This is a genomic window from Acinetobacter sp. YH12120 (genome assembly GCF_013418795.1).
GTDB classification, from domain to species: domain Bacteria; phylum Pseudomonadota; class Gammaproteobacteria; order Pseudomonadales; family Moraxellaceae; genus Acinetobacter; species Acinetobacter towneri.
In genome coordinates this window covers 40,901-60,674 of record NZ_VPBI01000002.1, presented here as the reverse complement: position 1 = coordinate 60,674, position 19,774 = coordinate 40,901, and the positions used below count along the sequence as shown (strand labels likewise).

The following is a 19,774-nucleotide window of genomic DNA, read 5'->3' as shown; positions in this document are numbered from 1 at the left end:
ATATTCACAAGCAGAATCTATAAAACCATTAAGCGATAATTTTAGAATCTTGCGTTTGTGCTTTCTTTTCCCAAATCCGCTCGTGAATGAAATACGCAACAGCTTGTACTGTCGGTTCGACCAAACTTAAGGTAATGGCCATCCAAATATTGCCTGTGACTATATAACCGACCACCATCGCCACGGTGATGTGCATGATGTAGTAGCTTAAAGTTTTTTTGAACATGCGTTGATTGTTGGCGACAAATTTTTGAATATGGCTCATGTGAATACTCCTTCTGCTGCTTTGACCGTTTTCTGTGTGGATAGCTAAAGGATAATTATTCTTATTTAATTTGTAAAAACGAATAATTTTGTAATTTTGATTGGAAAATTAGATTTTAATAGAAAGATTATAAGGTCAAAATTTTAAGCATCTATTTGTTTTTGCTTATAGGCAGGTCGTGATGAATCATTGACATCCTCCCCGACCTAAAGGACGGAGATTCCTACTGCTAGACGCTCATGCCCGAGCGCAAGAATATTCAGTGCGGAATTTACATCCCGATCATGGAGCGTACCGCACTCCACACACTGCCATTCTCTTATTCCAAGTCCTGCTCTACCTTCCGGACTACTGGAGCGTGAGCCACAGCACGAACAAATTTGGGTGGTATAGGCTTCATTGACTTCTTCATAACATACCCCTGCGTTCTCGCATTTATACTTGAGCATGGTTCTTAGTGTTGTCCAACTGGCATCTAGCACTGATTTAGCCAATCTGGTTTGTGCTAATGCTTTGGCATTCACATTGCCAACGAAGATGGCTGCATGTTCATTCACCAGTTTTCGGCTGAATTGATGCAGCATGTTTTGTCTTACATTTTTAATCTTGGCATGAATGGCTTTGACACGTTTCTTATTTTTTGCACGTTGAGCAATACCAAGTTTTGTTCATATTGCCGATAGATTTGAGGTGCTTTAAGTTTTACGCCATCTGAACAAGTCGCTAAATCTTTTAAACCTAAATCTATGCCAATTGAGGTTTTAGCGTTGTTTTTTTCTATTTTGACTGCATCAACTACAAGACAAACATACCAACGTCCACGACTATCTTCTACGAATGTGCCTGTTTTGATATTGTATTGACTTAATCCGTAACTATCCCATAGTTTAAATTGATGCCTGCCATATTGAACATAGCCATCAGCATATTTGATTGCAACCTTTTTAAACGGTATCCAACCCAGCGAACGTCTAGCTGATTTTTTATTACTGACACGCCATTTTAGTTTTGCTTTTTTGAACTGCTTGCGTCTTGTGACCAATTCTTCTGTCACTGCCTGAATAGTTTGACTGTGCAAGTTGCATTCTTTCGATGCGCCTTTCGTGTATTTTGCAAGGTCGTATGCTGAAAAGAATTGTTGTTTACGTTGTAGATGCTTAAAACACAAATCATTGACATAATTCCAGACAAAATTTACTTCGGATGCTAACTGATTTAGCACCTTGCAATGTTTGTCTTTTATGCGTAATTTGAGTGTCTTCATCCAATTATTTTAACAGTATTTTTCTTAATAGTGACTATATTACAAAAATTTAAAACGACATTTCGTGTCGTTCATATGGTTTACTCCAGTCGCTTATATCCTCGTGCTGAACCACGAGGTTTTACGCTCCAGTGGATAAAAATTATTTTGCTAGAAACAACTAAATAATTCCTAAAAGTTTTTAAATTAATAAAAATGATAAATTAGATTTATACAAATTCGCGGTTATAATCAAATTAATGAAAAAATTACCCAGTCCAGTGGAGTAGATCTGACATGGCAGGCGAAAACCAACAAGCACAAAATCCAGCTGCAAAAACTTTGTACGACAAATTGTGGGATGATCACTTGGTCACTCAACGTGATGATGGCTCGGCTTTATTGTATATCGACCGTCATTTATTGCATGAAGTGACTTCTCCACAAGCCTTTGAAGGTTTGCAACTTGCAGGACGTAAGCCGTGGCGTTTAAGTGCCAACGTGGCAACGCCTGACCATAACGTACCAACGTCTAAAAAAGAACGTGCGGACGGTATTGCAGGTATTGAAGATGATACTTCACGTATTCAGGTACAAACTTTAGATGACAACTGCAAAACCTTTAATGTGGTGCAGTTTGACATCAACGACATCCGTCAGGGGATTGCGCACGTGGTTGGGCCTGAGCAGGGCTTAACTTTGCCAGGTATGACCGTAGTTTGTGGTGACTCACATACAGCGACTCACGGTGCATTTGGGTGTTTAGCGCATGGTATTGGGACGTCTGAAGTTGAACACGTATTAGCAACCCAATGCTTAGTTCAAAAGAAAATGAAAAACATGCTAGTGCGTGTAGATGGCAAATTAGGTCAAGGTGTTACACCGAAAGATGTCGTTTTAGCGATCATTGGTAAAATTGGTACTGCAGGCGGTACAGGTCACGCGATTGAGTTTGGTGGTCAAGTATTCCGTGATATGTCGATTGAAGGACGTATGACAGTATGTAATATGGCGATTGAAGCAGGCGCGCGCGTAGGTATGGTCGCTGTGGATGACAAAACCATTGAATACGTGAAAGGTCGTAACTATGCACCAAAAGGCGAGCAATGGGATGCAGCAGTTGCTTACTGGAATACTTTACACTCAGATGAAGGCGCGCACTTTGACACTGTAGTGGTATTACAAGGCGAAGAAATTGAGCCGCAAGTGTCTTGGGGAACTTCACCTGAAATGGTCATTCCAGTATCACAAGCCGTACCAACTTTAGAGCAGGCGAAAGATGATGTACAGCGCAATGACTGGACGCGTGCTTATCAATATATGGGCTTAACTGCAGGTCAGTCTTTGGCAGATATTCAATTAGACCGCGTATTTATTGGCTCATGCACCAACTCGCGTATTGAAGATATTCGTGCAGCCGCTGAAGTGATTAAAGGTCGTAAAGTTGCAGCAAGTATTAAACAGGCGATGGTGGTTCCAGGTTCTGGTTTAGTTAAGCAACAAGCGGAACAAGAAGGCTTAGACAAAGTGTTTGTAGAAGCAGGCTTTGAATGGCGTGAACCAGGTTGTTCAATGTGCTTGGCAATGAACGCAGACAAATTGCAACCGGGTGAACACTGTGCATCGACTTCAAACCGTAACTTTGAAGGTCGTCAAGGTAACGGTGGTCGTACCCATTTGGTGAGTCCAGCAATGGCAGCTGCGGCAGCAATCGCAGGTCATTTTGTAGACGTACGTTCATTCTAAGTTATGCCTTCATCCCAGCCTTCTCTCAGAGAGATGGCGTTCCCTCTCGCTATAGCAGAGGGCAAGGGAGAGGTTACGGATTCAGTGAGAATTAAACATGAAAAAATATACCGTTGAACAAGGTATCGTTGCACCATTAGACCGTGCCAATGTCGATACAGACTTAATCATTCCAAAACAGTTTTTGAAATCTATCAAACGTACAGGTTTTGGCGATAACTTATTTGATGAATTGCGTTATTTAGATGAAGGTTATCCGGGTCAGGACAACTCAAAACGTCCGATTAATACTGAGTTTGTATTGAATCAGCCGCGTTATCAGGGTGCTTCAATCTTAATTTCACGTGCCAACTTTGGTTGTGGTTCAAGCCGTGAGCACGCACCTTGGGCATTGAATGAATATGGTTTCCGTACCGTTATTGCACCAAGCTTTGCCGATATTTTCTTCAATAACTGCTTTAAAAACGGCATGTTGCCTGTGATCTTGTCTGAAGAGCAGGTCGAGCAATTATTTAAAGAGTGTGCGGCGACTGAAGGCTATCAATTAACCATCGACTTGGACGCACAAGAAGTACGTACACCAAGCGGTACGGCATTTAAATTTGAAGTAGATCCATTCCGTAAACACTGTTTATTGAATGGTTTGGATGATATTGGCTTAACATTACAAGCAGCCGATGACATTCGTGCTTATGAAGAGAATACTAAGCAGTCGCGTCCATGGGTTTTTGCCGAAATTCAGGCATAAATTCGCTGAAATTTGTCATAGCATCGCTGCCTAACTCTTGCTAACATCGGCACATAATAATTTTTATATTTTGTATCTAACAGGTGAGGTTGGGCGCGAACAATGACTAAAATTTTCGGTCGGCTTGCTGTCATTGGATTATGTATCACCATGCTAAGCGCATGCCAAACGTGGAATACAGCACGCATTAAACAGGTGAAAGAAACTGAACAAAGCAAATCCAATGCACTGATTTACTGTGCGGGTACAGATGATTGTGAGTTTGAGCGTTTAAATACGGTCACAATTGTCGATGCAGAAAAACATCGTGTTACACGTGCTGCCATTCAGGAGGGTTTAGTGCGTTTACAGGAATCATCCTTAAATAAATCCAATGCCTTGTATTTATCTGTACCGCCTAAACAACATGAATTGGTGATTCGCTTTTATCCCATTTCTAAAGATCGTGCAGAAAAACTGCATGTAATTCATAAGTTTAATGCCAAGCAAAAATATACCTTTAGAATGTATCGTGATCGAAGTCGTACTAAAGGCAGCTTATTAAATGTGTCTGCGCCAGATCCTTTATGTGTAGATTTGGTGCAAAACAACAAAACCATTCGACGTTTTTGCAAACCCTACAATGTCTTAAATGGCTTGGGTGAGTTTGTAGAACAAAAAATTTAATCCCACAGTCTTTGACTGTCATGAACAATGGAAACTCTCATGTCAAAACATATTTTGATTTTAGCTGGTGACGGCATTGGTCCAGAAATTGTGAAAGCTGCTGAACAAGTGCTGACACGTGTCAATGAAAAATTCAATTTGGGTTTGACTTGGGAACAAGGTTTATTGGGTGGTTCTGCAATTGATGCACATGGCGAACCGTACCCAGCAATGACATCTGAGCAAGCGAAAAAAGCCGATGCAATTTTATTGGGTGCAGTTGGTGGTCCAAAATGGGACAACATTGAGCGTTCAATCCGTCCAGAGCGTGGCTTATTAAAATTGCGTTCAGAACTCAATTTATTTGCTAACTTACGTCCTGCAATTTTGTATCCACAATTGGCAGATGCTTCAAGCTTAAAACCTGAAATCGTATCAGGCTTAGATATCTTAATCGTGCGTGAATTGACAGGTGGTATCTATTTCGGTCAGCCACGTGGTATCCGTGAATTAGAAAATGGTGAAAAACAAGGTTTTAATACCGACGTATATGCTGAGTCAGAAATCAAACGCATTGCAAAAGTAGCGTTTGAAATGGCGAAATTGCGTGGCGGTAAAGTATGTTCGGTGGATAAAGCCAACGTACTGGAAGTGACTGAATTGTGGAAGCAAACCGTGACTCAGTTACATGCAGAACAGTACCCAGAAATCAACTTGTCGCACATGTATGTCGATAACGCAGCGATGCAATTGGTACGCGCGCCAAAACAATTTGACGTATTGGTGACAGGTAACTTGTTTGGTGACATCTTGTCTGATGAAGCGGCGATGTTGACAGGTTCTATTGGTATGTTGCCATCTGCATCTTTAGACGAAAATGGCAAAGGTATGTATGAGCCTTGCCATGGTTCAGCGCCAGATATCGCAGGTCAAAACTTGGCAAACCCATTGGCAACCATTCTTTCTGTGGCAATGATGTTACGTTACACCTTCCGCGAAGAAGCGGCAGCAAAAGCCATTGAAGATGCAGTAGGCAATGTATTAGATCAAGGTTTACGTACTGCCGATATTATGTCTGAAGGCATGAATAAAGTTGGTACTGTTGAAATGGGTCAAGCAGTCGTTACGGCACTCAACTAAAAATTTAAGCGATTTAACCTATCGCTTACAGCTCAAAATCAAATCATTAAACGCAGTCTTCGGGCTGCGTTTTTTTATTGGTTTTGTACTTTCAGAGTGTTTTAGCTAGGAGACTTAACAGCGTTGTCCCGAAACATACACTGCGGTAGCAATACCCTGCTGTAGGCGAAAATACAAATCACAAGTCAGTGCAACATCGTAACTTTCATGACTCGGGATACCGATATTTAACGGAACAGCACCAATACCTGTAGTGGGATGCTGCGCCATAGGGATCGGAACACGTACAGGACGAATAATGATACGGTAATGTAGCAATTGAGGGGTAGCTTGAGCTGTACCAAGCTGTTGATAGCCAATTTGGCTTAATTGCAAATGGGTCAGGATATATTGGCTAGATTGACCAATAAATTGCTGTAAATACGCATCGCGGTTTAAAGTGGAATGCGGTGGATTACTACTACACGCCACTAAACTGAGCGCAAAAAGACCTGTTATACAAGCAACGCAGGATCGAAATAACATGCTTTTTCTCCCTTGCTCAAAACTTTATTGTAGAAGGCAATGCAAGAAAAGAATGTGGTGATTCGATAAGCGGCGGGGACGAATTAAAGGCTAAACAGAATTTTTTTAAGTGAACGTAAAAAAGCCACTCCGAAAGTGGCTTTAGCTTACTCTAAAACTTAGCGTGCGCGATAAGTGATGCGACCCTTGGTTAAGTCGTAAGGTGTCATTTCAACTTTCACACTGTCGCCTGTTAAAATACGAATATAGTGTTTACGCATTTTACCAGAAATGTGAGCAATCACTTCATGACCGTTTTCTAAACGTACACGAAACATAGTATTAGGAAGCGTTTCGGTGACAACGCCTTCGAACTCGATGAGTTCCTCTTTATTGGCCATAGCCTACCTGAGTATCAAATTGGAAAGGCGCAAATTATAGGCAATTTTTCTGAAAAAAACAAGATGCTTTACCCTATACACAGCGCATCTGTTAGTAAAATAAGCGAATCATCGGTTTATACTTTTTCTGTAAAAATGGGCTTGGGTAGGTTGTCAGTTCGGTCAATCGCAGTTAATCTAATTTCAATCTTTTTAAGTATAAATGAAGTACATACAAGGAAGGTTTTTGCGTGGGTCAGCTAACTGATGCATCGGTTGTATTGCGTTTAGGCTACCAAGCGATTCGTCGTGCGGGGTTGCCAACCGAAGATATTTTAACAAAAGCAGGTGTGGCCTTAAATCAGGTCGAAGCCAATGAACGTACGCCTTTAAATGCACAATATGCGTTTTGGGTTGCGGCTGAGGAAGTCAGTAAAGACCCTGATATTGGTTTACATCTGGGGGAACATTTGCCACTTTATCGCGGGCAGGTGATTGAACATTTGTTTATTTCTTCAGAAAACTTTGGTGAAGGCCTAAAACGTGCTTTGGCTTATCAACGCCTGATTAGTGATGCTTTTGATGCCAAATTGGTGGTGGAAGATGGACGCTGCTATTTAACCAATGGCGTGCAGCCGTGGTCAGAAAATATCGTCAATCGTCATTTTTCTGAATGCGCCATGTCGGGTGTTTTACGCTTCTTTAAATTCATTACCGAAGGTCGTTTTCAGCCTATTTATATTGACTTTAACTTTAGTGATGGTGCTGCAGATGATGAATATTTCCGTGTCTTTGAATGTCCTGTGAGTTTGGGGCAGAAAGAAACGCGTTTGTATTTTGATCCGAGTATTTTGGATTATCCACTGTGGCAGGCAGAACCTGAGTTATTGCAATTACACGAACAGTTGGCATTGGAAAAACTGCAGGAACTGGCGCGTTATGATTTGGTTGGTGAAGTGCGCCGTGCCATTGGTTCGACCTTAGAAAGTGGAGAAACGACACTAGAAACAGTGGCGGCACAATTGAATATCACGCCACGTCGTTTGCGTACCCAATTGAGTGAAGCCAATACCAGTTTTCAGCAAATTCTGTCCGATTATCGATGTCGTTTGGCTAAACGATTATTATCGAATACCAATGAAAGCGTGGAGCGGATTGTGTACTTAACGGGTTTTTCAGAGCCAAGTACTTTTTATCGTGCTTTTAAACGCTGGACCAATGAAACTCCAGTGGAATATAGAAAACGTAAACAGCGTTAAGTTTGAAAATTTAAAACCTTTCCTAAACAGAATCCTCCCTAAATCCCCCTTTTTCAAAGGGGGGGACTTTCGTTTTTAACGCCTCGAAATGGAGCTCCTCTCTTTGGAAAAGGGAGGTCGGGAGGGATTAAATTATTCCGGCATGTTTAACCAATGTGGCCCTAAAGGAACTTTCGGTAAATCATACTGTTCAGGATAATGTGCCTGAATAAAATACAAGCCATCTGGCGGGGCAGTAATTCCTGCTGCTTTACGGTCTTGAGCTGCAAAAATTTGGTCAATATGTGCAATGTCATACAAACCTTGCCCGATCTCCAATAGACAACCCATGATATTGCGAACCATGTGATGCAAAAAACCATCGGCTTGAATATCTAACACTAAATAATTGCCGTGACGAATTAAGCGGCAATGGCTGACATGACGGACAGGCTGATTGGACTGACACGCTGCGGCACGAAAGCTTTCAAAATTATGTGTCCCTTCAAATTTCTGCGCAGCCGCAATCATTTTATCGACATCTAAGGGATAATAAGCGTGAGTGACTTGTTTGTGCAGCAAGGCAGGGCGTTGTGGATTGTTATACACGACATAGCGATAACGCCGTGCCTGAGCCTTAAAACGAGCATGGAAGTCCATATCCATCGTTTTAATCCATTGAATTGCAATGTCTTTGGGTAGTTGGCTGTTGGCACCCATCAACCAACCGCGTTCAGGGCGAATGGCATGCGTATCAAAATGTGCCACCATATTGGTTGCATGCACGCCTGCATCGGTACGTCCTGCACCATGTAAAATAATGGGTTCATCGGCAATTTTGCTCAGAACTTTTTCAATGGTTTCCTGCACACTAGGTACGCCTGCTTGCTGGGTTTGCCAACCCCGATACCGAATGCCACAAAACTCAATTCCGATTGCAAAACGCTGCATAATCACCTCAAATCACACTGAAGACTGCCAATGCGCATACCACTGTGCAAGGCTGTCGTATTGTAAATACATTTTTAAGGCTTTGGCATAAAGATCTGCGTGACTTTGGCAATCACTGATTAAAATTTTACTGTCCTGTAACCACTGGCTGATCGCATAGCGTTGTTGCATGTCACCAAAAGTGACTTGGGTGGTGAGAATCACGGCACATTGTTGAGCTTGTAAGGCCTGAATTAACTCAATCACTTCGGCATTGACGGCCATATTGCCTGTACCATAACTCTGTAAAATGAGGCAGTGTGGTGGCTGTTGCTGTAAGGCTTTTAAATTATCGACCAAAGCGGAAATGGCAATTGGCTGTAACATCCAGTTCAGGCAGTTAAAGTGCTGGGCTTTTTCAATATGTTGAGTGCTAATGTTGAATGCTGGCTCATTCTGCGATTTGTTCTCCGTGTAAACCAAAGCAGACTGACCTGTAAATGCATTTAACTCGGTGGTGTGTTGTTTCAGTGCCGTTGCGGCATGAATCAGTTGCTGATGGAAGGCCAGATATACTCCCTGAGTCACTTGATGAATCTGTTGTAAAGCAAAATTTAGGTTGTCCAAGGCATCACTAAATTCACGGGTATCTGTGCCTTGTGCATTGAGTAAGGGATATTGGCTACCCGTGAGAATGACATGGGTACTTTGCGCTAAAAAACGTGCCAAGACTGCGCTGGCATAGCTGAGGGTGTCGGTGCCATGTAAAATAACGAAATGTTGAAAATCATCGTGTTGTAATTTTTGAATATATTGAATGAGCTGTAACCAGTCTGCGGCTGTGCAGGCACTACTGTCTTTAATGACAGGGGCAACAAAGCATTCAATCTCTAAATTTAGGGGTAAGACCTGTGCCAAGCGTGGCAGAAATTGCTCCGCAGGCATTGGGCTTAGTGGTTCACCGACACAGCCAAAAGTGCCGCCCATATAGATTAACGCAATTTTTTTCATCATAAAAAAAGCAGCCAAGAATGACTGCTTTATCTTAATCTGATTTGAATTAAGAAGCGATTTGATTCAGTAACTGATCGGCACGTTGGCGTTGTTCAGCAGAATAATTTGCGCCTTGTTCGCTAAGTAAAGCTTTCGCAGCATCATAAGCGCCCAATTCCACATATTGGCTCGCCAAGTCTAAATTCAACTGAATTTCATCTACTTGAGATAAGTCTGGGAATGATTTCACCAATGGATCATTTAGATCAACATCTGTGCTGACAACGGTTGCAGCAGGTTCAAGTGCAATACTTGGTGCAGCAATGACTTCAGGTTCAATTGCAGGCTGAAGGTTGGTTTCCTCAGCAGGCGCACTGTCAAATGTGAAATTAAAATCAGGCGTTGCAGGTTCAGCTTTTGCTTCAACCGCAGATGCGCTTTCTGGTGTAGAAAAATTGAAGTCTAGACTTGGGGCTTTGACTGAAGAAGCTTCATTGACTGTTGATTCTGGGGCTGTTGTTTCAGCTGGACTTGGTGTTAAATCAAACGTGAAGTCGAGCGGTTTAACTTCCTCTGCAGGGCTTACACTTGGTTCAGCTGTAATTGCAGGCGCTTCAGTTTTTGCTTCTGCTGCTGTGGAATCGAGTGAGAAATTAAAATCCAGTGCAGCAGGTTCTGCTTTGACTTCAGGTTCGGCTGCTTTTTCTACAACAGGTGTAGCTGCAGGGCTGAAATTTAACGATGAGGTGTCAAATTCTAAAGCTGCTTCAGGTTCTGCAGTTTTATTTGAGGTCAGTTCGTGCTGTAACTGGTCAAAAGAAGCCGTTTGATTTGGCGTACTCACAGGTGCAGTAAAATCTAAGCTGCTTGGAGCTGCTGTCAGCGCTTCATTTGCTGATTTTTCAGCAATATCTTCATGTGCATGACTGGCTTTTTTCGCTTCAGCTTGTGACAGAATATCGTCAAGCTCTAAAGAACGTAAATGATTCAGCAATTGATCAATTGCAAATTCATCTTTTTGTTGTAAATGAATATCAAGCAATAACAAATACAAACCATGCAATGAGTTATCACGTTTTAATGCTTGGTTAATTTGTGCTTCTGCAGCAAAGAAATTACGTTCTTTGATCAGGTTTTCAATGTTGGTTTGGATTTTTACAGGAACAGGGGTAGAGTGTTGTGGTGTTGGAACAACCTCTTCAACCACCACCGATTTCTGGGCAACTTTTTTGGTAGTTGTGGTTTTCTTGGCACTGGTTTTGGCTGGCGCTGCTGTTTTCTTGTTGCTTGGTTCGGCTTCTTTACTTGCTTCACGCTTTTTCAAGAAAATTGCGATCACCAGTAATAAAATAAACGGAATCACATAAATCAGCATGTTTATACCCCTTGAGGATGTGGTCCCTGTTTGACCTTATCCCAAAAAAATCATTGTGTGTAACATTTAGTGTTTTGGCTTATTTGCGGCTTGTTGTTTTTGCAATTGTTGTTGCAGTTCAGCAAGGCGCGCGTTGAGTAATTGAATTCTGTGATCCTTCTGACGTAATGCCAATTCTAATTCTGTTACGTTTCTCTGTAATTTAACGGTTTTCTCACGGGATGTCATAACTTTTAATGACAAGTCACCCGAAGTTTGTGTGGATTGTGTGTTCTTCTTGGCAGAACCGTGGGTGGAGTCCTGTTGATTCTCTGCCACGAGGCTCATTTCTGCTTGATTTAAACGATATTTGGCTTTGCCTGATTGTGGTGTACTGGCCGTTTCTGGTTTTGGAATTGCGGCTTTTTTCTCTGTTTTAGAGTTAGCTTGTGCATGTAAATTTAAGGTCGCACCACGACGTAAACGATTGGCATCGCCTTGAATAAAAGCATGCTCATTATTGGCTTTAATTTGTTGCATCACTTCGGCAACAGGGCGATTGTTTTCGCCCGCAATGCGTGAGGCAATGGCCCATAATGATTCATTCGATTGCACTACATGTTGAGTATTGACCGTAGGTTTCGCTGTTACAGGGCTTGGTTTAGCTTGTGTAGCCGCTATTTGTGCAGGCTTTTTCGTTGCAGCAGCAGGCTGAGTTTGTGCTAGTTGCTTCGTACGTTGCTGTTCAGCAAATTTTTGTACCAATGGATCAGCCGATTGTTGTGCAGTGACTGACGTAGTCGCTGTAGATGCTGTCGGTGTTGGGTTGTTATTTGTTTTTGCTGGCGCTGCTTTTGGAGCAGCAACAGTCGTATTTTCACTCGCTGCGCTACGGCTTGGCGCAGTTTGAATCACTGTTACTGCTTGATGGTTTAACGCAGGCGGTGTATTGCGTTTAATGGTTAGCGGTGCTTCAAAAGCCTGTTGTTCAATTGCTTTGGGTGTTTCAACCTGATAGGCCGTACTTACAGGTAAATTTAAAGCAATATCTTGCTCATTGACAATCATAACAGGCATTAAAGCTTGTTCATTGCTACGTTGCATAGCGGCCAATGGCGCAGGTGCACTGCGTTTTAATGGGGTGCGAATATGTTGCAGGCGGGTTGCATTGCCTTCTTTAATTTTGACCACAATATTCAACTCAGACTCGGTTAACGGTCGAGATGAGGTAATGGTGATAACCCCTGTACCATTGCTGTTACGACGTGTAAAAAAGTTAAGATGACCAGGCGGACGGTGACTCGCACCAATCGACATCAGATCTTCTGCCGTAGCTAAACTGACATCAATCGCTTCATTCACATTCGATTGACGAAAGTTGATTTCGGCATAGAGCAATTCCCCAGTTGTTGACTGAATTTGAATCGGGTCAACATTCATTGCATACATTTGCTGTGAAGCCAAAATAGATAAAATGGCGATCTTTAATTTGTTATATACAGTCATCTTAATTGTTAGCTCGGTCATTTATCGCAAGGCGAAAAGGATAGAGTAGCGAGTTGTATGTCGATTGTAAAATATTAACACGTTGATTACATAAAAAAGCCAGTCAAATTTGACTGGCTTGTTGAGTTTGATCACAGAATCCAAAATGATTCAGTGCTCAAGACGAGGCTTAAGCATTTTTGTAATCAATTAAGATGCGTAACATGCGACGTAATGGCTCTGCTGCACCCCAAAGTAATTGGTCACCTACAGTGAATGCACCAAGGTACTCTTTACCCATGTTCATTTTGCGTAAACGACCAACAGGTACTGTTAAAGTCCCTGTAACTGCAACTGGGGTAAGATCGGTCATTGATGCTTCGCGTGTATTTGGTACCACTTTTGCCCATTGGCTTGATTGACGAATCATATCTTCAATTTCGTTCAATGGAACGTCTTTTTTCAGCTTCAATGTGATTGCCTGAGAGTGACAACGCATTGCACCAATACGTACACAGTGACCATCAATAGGAACAATCTGCTGATTGCCTAAAATTTTGTTGGTTTCAACCTGACCTTTCCATTCTTCTTTTGACTGACCGCTTTCAAGCTGTTTGTCGATATATGGAATGAGAGAACCCGCTAAAGGCACACCAAAGTTTGCCGATGGGAAACCTTCGCCGCGTTGTAATTCGGCAATTTTAGAGTCGATGTCTAAAATTGGTGAACGTGGGTCATCCAACAAGTCTTTGGTGTTGTTATACAAGTAGCCCATGCCTGTGATCAGCTCACGCATGTTTTGCGCACCTGCACCAGAAGCTGCTTGATAGGTCATTGAAGTTGCCCATTCCACCAAATTGTTTTGGAATAATGAACCCAAGCCCATCAACATGAGTGAAACAGTACAGTTACCGCCCACAAATGTTTTGGTGCCATTCACCAAGCCATCTTTAATGACATTCATGTTGACTGGATCAAGTACGATAATCGCTTCATCATCCATACGCAGGGTAGATGCAGCATCAATCCAGTAACCATTCCAACCTTCAGCTTTAAGCTTCGGGAAAACGGCAGAAGTGTAATCACCACCTTGACAGGTAATAATGACATCCATTTGCTTCAGACTTTCAATATCTGTTGCATCCATAAGTGCTGGAGCAGTCTTACCACCAAATGCTGGTGCTTCACCACCAGCATTACTGGTAGAGAAATAGAATGGTTCAAAATGAGCAAAATCATTTTCTTCAACCATACGTTGCATAAGGACGGAACCCACCATCCCGCGCCAACCGACCAGACCTACTTTCATGCCACTTTGCCTCGGTGCGTTAAAAAACAATAAAGGAATATAAGTCTATCAAAAGGGGGCGCAACTGCAAGCATTACATGAACAAAACATGAGTATTATTGAGTGAAATCTCTTGTTTGTGTTACATACAAAATTGATAACTTTGGTTTTCATGTAAAAACGACAAAAAATACAAAAGAGTAAAGCAAGATGATTTGGGTAAAAGGGCTTGCAATATTAGTCATTTGGTTAAGTTTTTGGTCACTGATTCCACGTGATGAATGGTGGATTCGGGGCGCAGATTTTCCACGTTTACAGATCTTGGTTTTAGGCATCATTGCCTTTGTTTTGCTACTGATTTGGGAGCAGACGTGGGATGTGTCTAGCCAAGTGATTTTAATTGGACTGATTGCGGCTTTGGCTTATCAGCTCAAAATGGTCTTGCCCTACACCTTGCTGTGGAAAAAACAGGTCAAACAAGTTCGTCCAGAACAGCTAAATCCTGAAAAACAAATTTCATTAATCGTGTCCAATGTTCTGACACCAAATCAGAAATATCATCTGTTGATTGAACATATTCAAGCCTTAAAACCAGACTTGGTATTGACTTTAGAAACTGATTTGGCATGGCAACAAGCCTTGTCTGTGATTGAAGCCGACTATCCTTATCGGGTCGCTGTGCCTTTAGATAATTTATATGGCATGCATTTGTATAGCCGTTTGCCATTAAAAGACAGTGAGATCAAATTTATTCTGAGTGATGAAATTCCATCTATTCATACCAGTGTGATTTTGCCTTCGGGGCAGCCTGTACAGTTGTATTGTTTGCATCCTAAACCACCAAGTCCTACCGAGGCCGAAGATTCAACTTTGCGTGATGCGGAGTTACTCATCGTGGGCGATCAAATTAAAGATTTAGATGAAAGCTGTATCGTAATGGGTGATTTAAACGATGTGGCGTGGTCGCGGACTACGCGCTTGTTTCAAAGAATCAGTGGCTTGCTCGACCCGCGCGTAGGGCGGCACTATATCAATACCTTTCATGCCGATTATCCTTTACTGCGTTGGTCATTAGACCATGTATTTCATAGTACAGATTTTGCATTGGTAGATATGCAGCGTTTAGCACATATTGGTTCAGATCATTTTCCTGTGTATGTGGTATTGCAAACTGGGCGGGTGTTTGATCGAATTCAGGAAGAACTGCCGCAAACCGATGCCGATGAGCAGGAAGCACAACAGGCGATTCAGGATGGGATTGAAAAAGCAGAGCAAGAAGAAAAACTGGTGACCGATGAAATTGCACAACCATATAAAGCGCAGAATAAATCAGTTTAGAAATTAAACGAAAAGTGTACGAAATGGCTTACACGGATTTAGGCGCATGACGCATGGTTTATTCTGACTGATCTGGTTAAGATTAATTCATCAGCACAAGGACTCGGGAACGGAATATCCCATTAAGGAAGACGACGCTGAGGGATAAACATCAAGGATATGATGTAGGTAAGGAACGCCACACAACAAAATAACAATAAGTTTTGAAAGCACAACCTCATGAGCCCGAGTTTTACAGGATGTAGAACTCGGGCGATGATTTTTTAGGGCTTATTTTTTCATTCTCATTGTTTTTAAACAAATTAAATTTCAATCAGCTCGATTCAGTTTTAAGGCTTTAGGTGTGTTTTGACTGCAAAACTTGCTGATATAAATCTAAGGTTTGATGACACATATCTGCCAAGCTGAACAATTCAACAGGGGTGACACTTTGCGGTATTTCCAGATGCAATTGCACTGCATTGAATAAAGCCACTTGGTCATCTGCTGCGATGAGCCCTTGCGGATACAGTTGTGACAAAATTTCAGCCACACCACCACGGTTCCAGCCAATCACAGGTGTTCCTACAGATAAAGCCTCAAGTGCAGTGCGTCCAAAGGTTTCCGCCTGATTGGAAAGTGAAAGTACAATATCGCTAAACGCAAGCCACTCGCGAATGTCAGAACGGTGTCCAACAAAGGTTATCGCTTCGGTCAGATGTTTATCCCGAATATTGCGTTCCAGTTCCTGTAAATAAGCTGCTTTTTTAACATCTGCACCGCCTACAACAACAGCATGAATCTGTGGATACTGGGTTTTTAATTTCGCAATTAGATCAATCAATGTTTCATGACCTTTTAAGCGGGTGATACGTCCCGGCAAACAAATTAAAAACTTATGTTCAAGTTCTGGGAAATCTTGATAGGTTTGTTGCATCCATTGTGCCGAAGGTTGATACCCGTGCGGAAATGCAGCAGGGTCAATTCCACGATAAATACGGACAATATCTTCAGGTGGACAGTTTTGATAATGATCACGAATGTATTTGACTACACTGTCAGAAACTGCGATCACTTTTTCCGCTTGGGTCATAATTTGGCTGTAACGGTTAACTGAATAAAAACCATGTACAGTTGAAATTAAGTGTGGACGTTTTTCGGCTGGAATACCTTTTAGGGAAAAATGAGTTAGCCATGCAGGTACGCGGGAACGTACATGCACAATATCAGGTTGATGTTGCATAATCAGTTGGCGTAAAGGACGGATTTGCCACAAGCTTGATAATGATTTTTTGTGGATGGCTAACTTTAAATGAGTGGAACCTTCAGCTTCGAGTTGGTTAACCATCCGTCCGCCATTCGACACCACCAATGACGTATGTCCTTGAGCGACCAAGGCTCGGGCGATTTCGAGCGTACCGCGTTCTACACCGCCACTGTTTAATTCGGGTAATAACTGCATGACTTTCATGAATCTTTCCTTCTGCCGTACAGATTAGTAAATACTGTCATAACCTTCGGGGCGGCTCTTAAACCGACGATGAAACCACATATATTGGGTAGGAGCGATCCGTAATTGCTGCTCAATAATGAAATTGGTGCGCGTTGCATCTGCAACTTCATCTGCGCTTGGGAAATCCAGCAGTTCAGGTTCAATCAAGACTTTATATTGAGGGTTGGAAAGCTCACCTGTACGGTAAAAATATAACGGAATTGCTGCGGCTTTGGTCATTTTAAGTAAACGACGATGCGCTGTAACTGTCGCAGCAGGCACGCCAAAAAATGGCGCCATAACACCTTGTTTTAAACCAAAGTCCTGATCTGGGCTATACCAAATGGCACGACCATTTTTTAAGTGACGGATTAAACCACGCATGTCATCGTGGTCAATTTGATGACCGTAAATGGTGGCGCGACAACGGTAAATCAGCATGTCCAGTAATGGATTGTTTTGTGGACGATAGACCACATCGGGGTCAAAATATTGCGCACAGACATAGCCGCCTGCATCTAGCAGAGTAGAATGTGTACCTAACAATAAAACCCCGCGACCATCTGCTTGGGCTTGCTGAATATGTTCTAAACCTTCAACCTGAGTACGTCCTTTAAACCACTGTGGACAGTACCACGCATTTAAGGTTTCAAATACGCCCAGCATTTGATCAACAAAGACTTGGCGAGCATTTTCTTGTACTTCAGCCTCGCTCCATTCAGGAAAACACACTTCCAAATTGCGTAACGTAGTTACGCGACGTGACTTCATGCTGTTAAAGGCAAGATTGCCTAAAAGCTGCGCCAAACGATACTGAATCGCCCACGGCAAAATGGCTAAAATCATCAGGAAGACAATGCCAATCCAGATGCCCCAATATTTTGGCAACAGGAAAGACCATTGAAATTCGCCTGGTTGATATTCAGTGTGTTGACTCATAATGACCGTGTAAAGTGTTGTATCGTTGCAGTTTAGCACGAACCGATTTTAAAATTTAAAAGCATCCGTCCAATGGGAAAGATGCTTAAAACGGTTTTGCGAAGTCTTTCAGGACAAGCGTAGACGAAGTGTCAATAGACCCTAGTTACCATTCGCCAAGTTTTCCAGTTCGTCCCAACGCTCCAGTTTTTCCAGCAGTTCTTCATCAATTTCAGCCAAACGCTGTGAGGCTTTGGTGGCTGCATTGGCATCTGTTACAAACCAAGAACCATCCGCCAGTTTTTCAGCCAATTCGGTTTGTTCCTGTTCCAGTGCTTCAATTTCACCTGGCAACTGCTCTAAAGCACGTTGATCTTTGTAGCTCAATTTTACTTTTTTAGCCGTTGGTGCTGCTGCAGCCGCTTCGGCTTTGGCAACGGCTTTTTTAACATCACTTTTTTGATCAACCACAGTTTGGTCTGGGCGTTGCTGCAAATAGTCCTGATAGCCGCCAATATATTCATCAATATTGCCTTTGCCATCAAATACCCAAGTTGAAGTCACCACGTTGTCCATAAAGGCACGGTCGTGTGAAATCAGCAATAAGGTGCCTTTATAGTCGCTGAGCATTTCCTCAAGCAATTCTAAAGTGACCATATCCAAGTCGTTGGTCGGCTCATCCATCACTATCAGGTTAGATGGTTTGAGTAATAATTTTGCCAGTAAAATACGGTTGCGTTCACCGCCAGACAAGGCTTTAACAGGCGTGCGCGCACGTTCTGGTGAGAATAAAAAGTCTTGTAAATAACTATAGATATGACGACGTTGTCCGTTCACATCAACAAAATCTGAACCTTCAGACACGTTATCTTTGACCGACTTTTCCAAATCCAAGACGTTACGCAATTGGTCAAAATAGGCAATTTCCAGTTGTGTTCCTGTTTTGACAGAGCCGCCATGCTCAATTTCACCTAAAATGGCTTTAATCAGAGTGGTTTTACCGACACCGTTATCACCAACTAAACCAATACGGTCGCCACGTAATACCAATGTTGAAAAGTCTTTGATAATTGGAGCTTGATTGCCAAAGGCCACTTGTAAATGTTCAATATCAAAGACCAGTTTACCTGAGCGATTGGCTTCCTGCGCTGCCATATTGACTTTGCCTTGTTGGAAGCGACGTGCTTTGGATTCTTCACGTAAAGCTTTTAAAGCACGCACACGTCCTTCGTTGCGGGTACGACGTGCTTTAATGCCCTGACGAATCCATGCTTCTTCTTCGGCCAGTTTTTTATCAAACAGCGCATTTTGTTTTTCTTCAGCTTCAAGTTGCTGTGCTTTTAAATCTAAATAACGTGAATAGTTGCCTTCGTAGCTGCGTAATACACCACGATCTAACTCAACAATGCGGGTGGCGATACTATCGACAAAAGCACGGTCATGCGAAATAAACAGCAGGGTTAAATTATTTTGATCGAGTAGGAATTTTTCTAACCATTCAATACTTTCCACATCTAAGTGGTTGGTTGGTTCATCTAGCAACAATACGTCAGGTTGGGTGAGTAGGGCACGTGCCAACAACACACGACGTTTACGTCCACCCGATAAATCGGCCAAGTCGGCATTTGGATCAAGTCCCATTTTACTTAAAATGGCATTGACCTTATTTTCTAGCGCCCAGCCATCAAGCTGATCTAGCTTGTGTTGCAAGTTCCCCATACGGTCACAGGCATCCATATCGCCCAATACACAGGCATCACTGGCTTCGTGATAGGCTTTTAATACTGCAGCAGCTTCGCCTGCACCATCAGCAACAATATCGGCGACTTTGCCTGAATCCATGGGCACATCTTGCGCCAACATGGCAATGGTGATGCCATTTTGAATAGACACTTCACCTGCATCGGGCAGTAAACTTCCTTCAATCAGTTTAAGTAGAGTAGACTTACCTTCTCCATTACGGCCAATCAAACACACTCGTTCGCCACGTTCTAGGTTAAAATTCGCGCCGTCGAGCAAGGCAGGTCCACCAAATGCGAGTTGGACATCCCTTAAAGTAATATAGGCCATAGTGTTTCCTAAAAAATC

The 19,774-nt window shown here is 42.4% G+C and carries 17 protein-coding genes and 1 pseudogene; 6 read left to right on the top strand and 12 right to left on the bottom strand.

Going from position 1 to position 19,774, the window contains the following annotated elements:
• Positions 1–28: 28 nt before the first annotated feature.
• Together FTU58_RS02465 and FTU58_RS02460 are read right to left on the bottom strand one after the other, a co-directional pair.
• Positions 29–265: a DUF2061 domain-containing protein gene (locus FTU58_RS02465; RefSeq protein WP_004976091.1), complete on the bottom strand. Its 237-nt coding sequence runs from the start codon at positions 263–265 to the stop codon at positions 29–31.
• 206 nt (positions 266–471) lie between these two features.
• Positions 472–1,529, bottom strand: a pseudogene (locus tag FTU58_RS02460) (RNA-guided endonuclease InsQ/TnpB family protein).
• 276 nt (positions 1,530–1,805) lie between these two features.
• On the opposite strand from FTU58_RS02460, the gene leuC reads away from it, so the two are divergent.
• The 4 genes from leuC (at position 1,806) to leuB (ending at position 5,787) form a co-directional block, all read left to right on the top strand.
• Positions 1,806–3,254 carry a 3-isopropylmalate dehydratase large subunit gene (gene leuC, locus FTU58_RS02455; RefSeq protein WP_004976092.1) on the top strand — a complete coding sequence of 483 codons (1,449 nt, stop codon included), beginning with the start codon at positions 1,806–1,808 and terminating at the stop codon, positions 3,252–3,254.
• Between the two features lie 97 nt (positions 3,255–3,351).
• Positions 3,352–4,002 carry a 3-isopropylmalate dehydratase small subunit gene (leuD, locus tag FTU58_RS02450; RefSeq protein WP_180009180.1) on the top strand — a complete coding sequence of 217 codons (651 nt, stop codon included), beginning with the start codon at positions 3,352–3,354 and terminating at the stop codon, positions 4,000–4,002.
• 102 nt (positions 4,003–4,104) lie between these two features.
• Positions 4,105–4,668, top strand: coding sequence for a hypothetical protein (locus FTU58_RS02445; RefSeq protein WP_154321072.1), 564 nt, complete (start codon positions 4,105–4,107; stop codon positions 4,666–4,668).
• 39 nt (positions 4,669–4,707) lie between these two features.
• On the top strand, positions 4,708–5,787 hold the full coding sequence (leuB, locus tag FTU58_RS02440) for a 3-isopropylmalate dehydrogenase (protein WP_180061990.1): 1,080 nt from the start codon (positions 4,708–4,710) through the stop codon (positions 5,785–5,787).
• Positions 5,788–5,901: 114 nt separating this feature from the next.
• On the opposite strand, the gene FTU58_RS02435 is transcribed toward leuB, so the two are convergent.
• Both FTU58_RS02435 and infA read right to left on the bottom strand, forming a co-directional pair.
• A complete protein-coding gene (locus tag FTU58_RS02435; RefSeq protein WP_167845758.1) occupies positions 5,902–6,312 on the bottom strand; it encodes a hypothetical protein in 411 nt (136 codons plus the stop codon).
• A 158-nt stretch (positions 6,313–6,470) separates the two neighbouring features.
• Entirely contained in the window at positions 6,471–6,692 is a 222-nt protein-coding gene (infA, locus tag FTU58_RS02430; protein ID WP_001284370.1) for a translation initiation factor IF-1, read from the bottom strand.
• A 230-nt stretch (positions 6,693–6,922) separates the two neighbouring features.
• Here infA and FTU58_RS02425 point away from each other — a divergent pair, with 230 nt between their 5' ends.
• A complete protein-coding gene (locus tag FTU58_RS02425; protein WP_004976104.1) occupies positions 6,923–7,930 on the top strand; it encodes an AraC family transcriptional regulator in 1,008 nt (335 codons plus the stop codon).
• A 132-nt stretch (positions 7,931–8,062) separates the two neighbouring features.
• On the opposite strand, the gene truA is transcribed toward FTU58_RS02425, so the two are convergent.
• The 5 genes from truA to asd form a co-directional block, all read right to left on the bottom strand.
• Positions 8,063–8,860, bottom strand: a complete 798-nt coding sequence (gene truA, locus FTU58_RS02420) for a tRNA pseudouridine(38-40) synthase TruA (RefSeq protein ID WP_154321070.1) — start codon at positions 8,858–8,860, stop codon at positions 8,063–8,065.
• A 12-nt stretch (positions 8,861–8,872) separates the two neighbouring features.
• Complete coding sequence (locus tag FTU58_RS02415) at positions 8,873–9,853, bottom strand: asparaginase (RefSeq protein WP_180061989.1); 981 nt, start codon at positions 9,851–9,853, stop codon at positions 8,873–8,875.
• 46 nt (positions 9,854–9,899) lie between these two features.
• Positions 9,900–11,207, bottom strand: coding sequence for a fimbrial protein FimV (locus tag FTU58_RS02410; RefSeq protein WP_180061988.1), 1,308 nt, complete (start codon positions 11,205–11,207; stop codon positions 9,900–9,902).
• Positions 11,208–11,273: 66 nt separating this feature from the next.
• The gene (locus tag FTU58_RS02405) at positions 11,274–12,692 is read right to left on the bottom strand and encodes a FimV family protein (protein ID WP_242757254.1); all 1,419 of its coding nucleotides are present in this window, start codon (positions 12,690–12,692) and stop codon (positions 11,274–11,276) included.
• 169 nt (positions 12,693–12,861) lie between these two features.
• Positions 12,862–13,980 carry an aspartate-semialdehyde dehydrogenase gene (gene asd, locus FTU58_RS02400; RefSeq protein ID WP_004976115.1) on the bottom strand — a complete coding sequence of 373 codons (1,119 nt, stop codon included), beginning with the start codon at positions 13,978–13,980 and terminating at the stop codon, positions 12,862–12,864.
• Between the two features lie 189 nt (positions 13,981–14,169).
• Between asd and FTU58_RS02395 the strand changes: the two genes are divergently transcribed.
• Entirely contained in the window at positions 14,170–15,297 is a 1,128-nt protein-coding gene (locus FTU58_RS02395) for an endonuclease/exonuclease/phosphatase family protein (RefSeq protein WP_180061987.1), read from the top strand.
• A 337-nt stretch (positions 15,298–15,634) separates the two neighbouring features.
• Here FTU58_RS02395 and FTU58_RS02390 read toward each other — a convergent pair whose 3' ends face one another.
• The 3 genes from FTU58_RS02390 to FTU58_RS02380 all read right to left on the bottom strand — a co-directional run bounded on the left by FTU58_RS02390 (position 15,635) and on the right by FTU58_RS02380 (position 19,756).
• Positions 15,635–16,747, bottom strand: coding sequence for a glycosyltransferase family 4 protein (locus tag FTU58_RS02390; protein ID WP_004976117.1), 1,113 nt, complete (start codon positions 16,745–16,747; stop codon positions 15,635–15,637).
• A gap of 24 nt (positions 16,748–16,771) precedes the next feature.
• Positions 16,772–17,707, bottom strand: coding sequence for a lauroyl acyltransferase (locus FTU58_RS02385; RefSeq protein WP_154321067.1), 936 nt, complete (start codon positions 17,705–17,707; stop codon positions 16,772–16,774).
• A 141-nt stretch (positions 17,708–17,848) separates the two neighbouring features.
• Positions 17,849–19,756, bottom strand: a complete 1,908-nt coding sequence (locus tag FTU58_RS02380; protein WP_004976119.1) for an ATP-binding cassette domain-containing protein — start codon at positions 19,754–19,756, stop codon at positions 17,849–17,851.
• Between the last annotated feature and the right edge of the window lie 18 nt (positions 19,757–19,774).

Bases quoted from the DNA above. Each gene is read 5' to 3' on its own strand.
- FTU58_RS02390 (WP_004976117.1), bottom strand. From the start codon at position 16,747: ATGAAAGTCATGCAGTTATTACCCGAATTAAACAGTGGCGGTGTAGAA.
- FTU58_RS02465 (WP_004976091.1), bottom strand. From the start codon at position 265: ATGAGCCATATTCAAAAATTTGTCGCCAACAATCAACGCATGTTCAAA.
- leuD (WP_180009180.1), top strand. From the start codon at position 3,352: ATGAAAAAATATACCGTTGAACAAGGTATCGTTGCACCATTAGACCGT.
- leuC (WP_004976092.1), top strand. From the start codon at position 1,806: ATGGCAGGCGAAAACCAACAAGCACAAAATCCAGCTGCAAAAACTTTG.
- FTU58_RS02395 (WP_180061987.1), top strand. From the start codon at position 14,170: ATGATTTGGGTAAAAGGGCTTGCAATATTAGTCATTTGGTTAAGTTTT.
- FTU58_RS02405 (WP_242757254.1), bottom strand. From the start codon at position 12,692: ATGACTGTATATAACAAATTAAAGATCGCCATTTTATCTATTTTGGCT.
- asd (WP_004976115.1), bottom strand. From the start codon at position 13,980: ATGAAAGTAGGTCTGGTCGGTTGGCGCGGGATGGTGGGTTCCGTCCTT.
- truA (WP_154321070.1), bottom strand. From the start codon at position 8,860: ATGCAGCGTTTTGCAATCGGAATTGAGTTTTGTGGCATTCGGTATCGG.
- FTU58_RS02410 (WP_180061988.1), bottom strand. From the start codon at position 11,207: ATGCTGATTTATGTGATTCCGTTTATTTTATTACTGGTGATCGCAATT.
- infA (WP_001284370.1), bottom strand. From the start codon at position 6,692: ATGGCCAATAAAGAGGAACTCATCGAGTTCGAAGGCGTTGTCACCGAA.
- FTU58_RS02380 (WP_004976119.1), bottom strand. From the start codon at position 19,756: ATGGCCTATATTACTTTAAGGGATGTCCAACTCGCATTTGGTGGACCT.
- FTU58_RS02435 (WP_167845758.1), bottom strand. From the start codon at position 6,312: ATGTTATTTCGATCCTGCGTTGCTTGTATAACAGGTCTTTTTGCGCTC.
- FTU58_RS02445 (WP_154321072.1), top strand. From the start codon at position 4,105: ATGACTAAAATTTTCGGTCGGCTTGCTGTCATTGGATTATGTATCACC.
- leuB (WP_180061990.1), top strand. From the start codon at position 4,708: ATGTCAAAACATATTTTGATTTTAGCTGGTGACGGCATTGGTCCAGAA.
- FTU58_RS02385 (WP_154321067.1), bottom strand. From the start codon at position 17,707: ATGAGTCAACACACTGAATATCAACCAGGCGAATTTCAATGGTCTTTC.
- FTU58_RS02415 (WP_180061989.1), bottom strand. From the start codon at position 9,853: ATGATGAAAAAAATTGCGTTAATCTATATGGGCGGCACTTTTGGCTGT.